We start from the raw sequence: 4,269 nt of genomic DNA on the forward strand, positions 1-4,269 counted from the left end.
CGCACCGGCACGACACGGCGCCGGGCGACCAGCAGCCTGGCCAGCACGGCGCGCTGCTTCGGGCCGCCGAGGCGGGCGGATCCCGCGGTCAGCGGGCCGAGCACCCCGAACGTCACCACACGCTGAGCGTAGTGGTGTGGCTCGAAACGTTGCCGTGCGAATTCGCGGTCAGACTGCCGCGAGGCGTCCTGCTGAGCGTGAATTCACCGCCAACGTTGCAAGCCACACCACTGGCGCTGACTCGTTGCTGATCGGGTGCGCGCAGGGTGTGGGCGTGAACCACACTGCATTCGACTACCAGCGCGTTCAGGTCTCCGACGGCGTTGAGCTCACCGTGGCCACCACCGGCTCGGGGAGCCCCGTCGTGCTGCTGCACGGCTTCCCGCAGACCCACCTCATGTGGCGGCACGTCGCCGCCGACCTGGCCGCCGACCACACCGTGATCATGCCTGACCTGCGCGGGTACGGCGACAGCGACAAGCCCGCCGACACCGGCCTTACCTACGCCAAGCGCACCATGGCCGCCGACGTCGCGGCCGTCGCGCAGGCACTCGGGCACGACCGGTTCGCGCTGGCCGGCCACGACCGGGGTGCGCTCGTCGCGTTCCGTACCGGCCTCGACCACCCGGACCGCGTCACGCACGTCGCGTCGCTCGACGTGCTGCCCACGCTGGACATGTGGGACGTGATGCGCGGAACGTCCGCCGCCATCGGGTTCCACCTGTTTCTGATGGCGCAGCCGCCGGGCCTGGCGGAAGAACTGATCGGCGCCCGGCCGGACGCGTTCTTCGGCCACTTCCTCGACATCTGGGGGAACTCCCCGTTCCCCGCCGACATCCGTGCCGAATACCTTCGCGCGAGCCGTGAGGCCGTCACGTCGATCGTCGCGGACTACCGGGCGTCGGCGACGATCGACGTCGAGCACGACACCGCAGACCGCGAGTCGGGCAACCAGCTGAAGATGCCGGTCACAGTGCTGCAGCAGGACTGGGGCGCGGCACTCGGGTTCGACGCCGAGGCGCTGTGGCGGGCGTGGGCGCCCGACCTCGACCACCGCACTGTCTCCTGTGGACACTTCATGGCCGAGGAAGCGCCAGATGTGGTGGCTGGTGCGATCCGCGACTTGCTCAGCCGATAACTCCAAGGAGAAGGGGCTGCCCGCCGGACAGCCCCTTCTCCGCTTTCACGCCTTGACGCGCGCCTTGGTGGTCCACATCCGGTACCCGGCCGCGACCGCCTCGGCCTCCGATCCGAACGTCATGTCGCCCTTCATCCTCCGGTAGTACGGAGACTTGGACGTGTGGTACACCAGCGTCTTGGAGTTTCCTTTGAGCGGCAAGGACTTCTCCTGGGCCGGCGGCGCCACGACCACCTTCTCCTCCGAGGGCCGGGGCGCGGGCAGTGCCAGCACCGGCTTCGGCGGCTCGGCCTTCGCGCGCCCGCGCACCGACAACCACGTCAGCAGCGAACCGGCGGCGAACGACACCGCGCACAGCACGAACATCTGCGAGAACAACCAGAGCACAAGAACTCCTAACGGACTACGACGTCGACCTGGCGCGTGGCCGGGTCGTACTCGCCGTCGGGGGCGGGACGGGTCTCGGTGGCGATCAACGCGGGTGACACGCCCTGGCTCACGAGCACGTCGCGGACCATCTGCGCGCGCGTCGTCGCCATCGCGGGGTCGGTGCCGTGTGCTACCAACGTGATCGAGGCGCGCGGTGCGACCAGGAGCATGCGCCCGACGCGTTCGACGAGCGCCGGTCCATCGCCTTCCCACGCTGTCGTGCCCTGCACGAACCGGATCGCGCCGTTGCCGTTGATCGAGTCGTGCAGCGCTTCGACGTTCAGGTCGCCGGCCGCGGTGGACGGGCCGACCTCGATGCGGTCCGTCACCCGCAGGCCGTTCGCCGCCTGCTTGAAGGCGTCACGAACGGCCGTCGCGCGAGCCTCGTCCGGCACGCGGGCCGCGATCGCGACCTGACCGTTGTGGACGGTCGCGGTCACGTCCGACACCTTGGCGGACAAGGCGGCGGAGAGCAGCCGTTCGACCACGGCTGGAGGAATCGGCAGCGAGCCGCCGAGCCGGAGCGCGGCCGTGACGCGGTGATCGCCGGACGTCACCGCTTCGAGGAGCGCACGCCGTTCCGCGTCGTCCGTGACAGCGCCGGACAGCAGGATCTCGCCGCCGCGCACCGCGACGAGCAGTTGCGCGGGACCGGCGGGCCGCACGTCCGCGCTGCCGACACCGGACACGGTGGAGACGACGGCGCGCACCGCGTCCACTGACCGCGGCGAGACTTCGCTGACGACGACCGAACGGCCGTTCACCGCGACCACGCCGTCGAACCCCGCCTTTCCCATCGCTGAACGCACTTCGGCGTGCAGCGTCCGTTCGATGCCACCGCCGTGGACGAACACACCGGTGGCGGCGAGCAGCGCGGGCACCAACAGCCCGCCGATCCAAACCGCGTGAGGCAAGCGCACGCGGAGGGATTACCTGATCTTGATGAGGAAAATCCAATCGCCCCAGTCTTTCGGACTGAACTTCACCCGGTCAGGTGTCGCTCCGGGAGGACGAGCTGGATCTCGCGCTGCAGGCTGGTGCCGACCCCCAGGTAGAGGCTGACCTCACCGTCGGACCAGCGCACGAGGATGGAGTTGCCGCGGCCGGAGACGACGGTGGCGTGGGTCCACAGGTCGCTGGGCGCCTGGAGCCGGTGTTCCTGGCCGAGCCCGCCCGCGACGTCGGCGTAGAGGGTGAGCTCGCCGTCGCTCCACCGCACCAGCAGGTCCGCGGCGCTGGAGCCGGTGTAGCTACCGCCGCTGATGCTGCGGGCATGGGTCCAGATGGACCTCGGTGCGGCGAGCCGGGTCTCGTTGCCGAGGCGGTTGGCGGCGATGTCGTTGTACCGGGTGACCTCTCCGTCGTTCCACACCACGACGAGGTCGCGGCCAGCGCCGGCGAGGATTTGGGCGTGGTCGCGCCACAGGTCGTTCGGGGCGGAGAGCTGGGTTTCGCCCTGGAACCCGTTCTCGTTCACCGAGCTGTAGTACGTGACTTCACCGTCGCTCCACGTCACAGCGAGTCCGCGGTTGACCGTGGCGATGGCCTTGGCGTGGCTCCAGATGGACTTGGGTGCGGCGAGACGGGTCTCGCCGGAGTACGGCTTTTGCGGGTCGGTCGTGTCGCCGCCGCGGTAGAGGGTGACCTCGCCGTCGCTCCACTTGACGATCGTGTCCGGCTGCAGTGCGCTGGTGTAGTCGCCGGAGGTGATCAGGTCGGCGTGCTTCCAGGTGGCTCCGGTGCCCAGCGGGTGGCCGAGGTTGCCGTTGCCGGGCGGCACGGGTGCGGCGGCGGCCTTGTCGTAGACGGCCTTCACGGTGGCGTCGAAGCGGACGCTGTAGTTGCGGGGATCGGAGGCGGGCAGGTCCTGCCCCTTGCCGCCGATCACGCCGATCAGGTCCTTCGTGTCGCGGTTGATCCACGGCCCGCCGCTGAAACCGCTGGCGATGCCGGTGCACTGCAGCGTCTGCCACGAGGCTCCGTCGCGTGAGCTGGTGCTGTCACACGCGTACGGCTTGTCCTGGTACTTGTTCGTGTCCGACGGATAGCCGACCACGGTCATGGCCGCCGGCAGCGCGGCGTCGATCTTCAGCCGCAACGCCGAACCGGTGACCTCCGCGACGTTGCGGCCGTTGTGCGGCTCCAGCACGAGGAACGCGAAGTCGTAGGGCGAGCCCGCGCCGTTGATGTCGTTGTTGGTCTTCCGGCGTTCATCGACGTAGGTCGCCACGGCCCGCCAGGTGCCGTACGGGGCTTGCCCATCGTGATAGCCGGGCGTGAAGAAGACGTTCTTGCGGTTGTAGACGCAGTGCGCCGCGGTGGCGACGATGTTGCCCTTGGGGCTTTCGACGATGCTCGCGGAGCAGCCGTGCTTGCTCAGGCTGCCCTCGGACAGCACACCGACCTCCGGGCGCGGGCTGGTGACAGCGCTCTTCGGGGTGGCCGCGGCTGCCGTTCCCGGTAGCAGAGCAACGACCAGCGCTGCTGCTGCGAGGATTCTCAACATGTGTCGATCATGATGCCGAGGAGGGCACGCGCGGGGCGTTTTCGGGAACCCGAGTCTGGCGTCTGCAAGTACCACCAACACCGCGTTGGTGGTGAGTCTTTTCCATCCTGATCTTGCAGGTGGGGTGGGCTCAGGCATGGGTGAAGCCCTTGGTAGACAGGTCGTCAACCACGATCAACAAGTCTGACCAAGGGCT

The 4,269-nt window shown here is 69.0% G+C and carries 4 protein-coding genes; 1 reads left to right on the forward strand and 3 read right to left on the reverse strand.

The features are described from left to right. Positions 1-274 precede the first annotated feature (274 nt). Positions 275-1,138 (forward strand): alpha/beta fold hydrolase, encoded by an 864-nt coding sequence (locus tag FXN61_RS47645; RefSeq protein WP_167980365.1) that lies wholly within the window; start codon positions 275-277, stop codon positions 1,136-1,138. Between the two features lie 45 nt (positions 1,139-1,183). Here FXN61_RS47645 and FXN61_RS47650 read toward each other — a convergent pair whose 3' ends face one another. The 3 genes from FXN61_RS47650 to FXN61_RS47660 form a co-directional block, all read right to left on the reverse strand. After that, the gene (locus tag FXN61_RS47650) at positions 1,184-1,525 is read right to left on the reverse strand and encodes a sunset domain-containing protein (protein ID WP_167980366.1); all 342 of its coding nucleotides are present in this window, start codon (positions 1,523-1,525) and stop codon (positions 1,184-1,186) included. A gap of 8 nt (positions 1,526-1,533) precedes the next feature. After that, positions 1,534-2,487, reverse strand: coding sequence for an OmpA family protein (locus FXN61_RS47655; RefSeq protein ID WP_167980367.1), 954 nt, complete (start codon positions 2,485-2,487; stop codon positions 1,534-1,536). A 62-nt stretch (positions 2,488-2,549) separates the two neighbouring features. Further along, entirely contained in the window at positions 2,550-4,073 is a 1,524-nt protein-coding gene (locus FXN61_RS47660; protein WP_167980368.1) for a trypsin-like serine peptidase, read from the reverse strand. Positions 4,074-4,269: the final 196 nt, after the last annotated feature.

The organism is Lentzea indica, assembly GCF_012184385.1.
In the GTDB taxonomy this organism is placed as follows: Bacteria; Actinomycetota; Actinomycetes; order Mycobacteriales; family Pseudonocardiaceae; genus Lentzea; species Lentzea indica.

Bases quoted from the DNA above. Each gene is read 5' to 3' on its own strand.
- FXN61_RS47660 (WP_167980368.1), bottom strand. From the start codon at position 4,073: ATGTTGAGAATCCTCGCAGCAGCAGCGCTGGTCGTTGCTCTGCTACCG.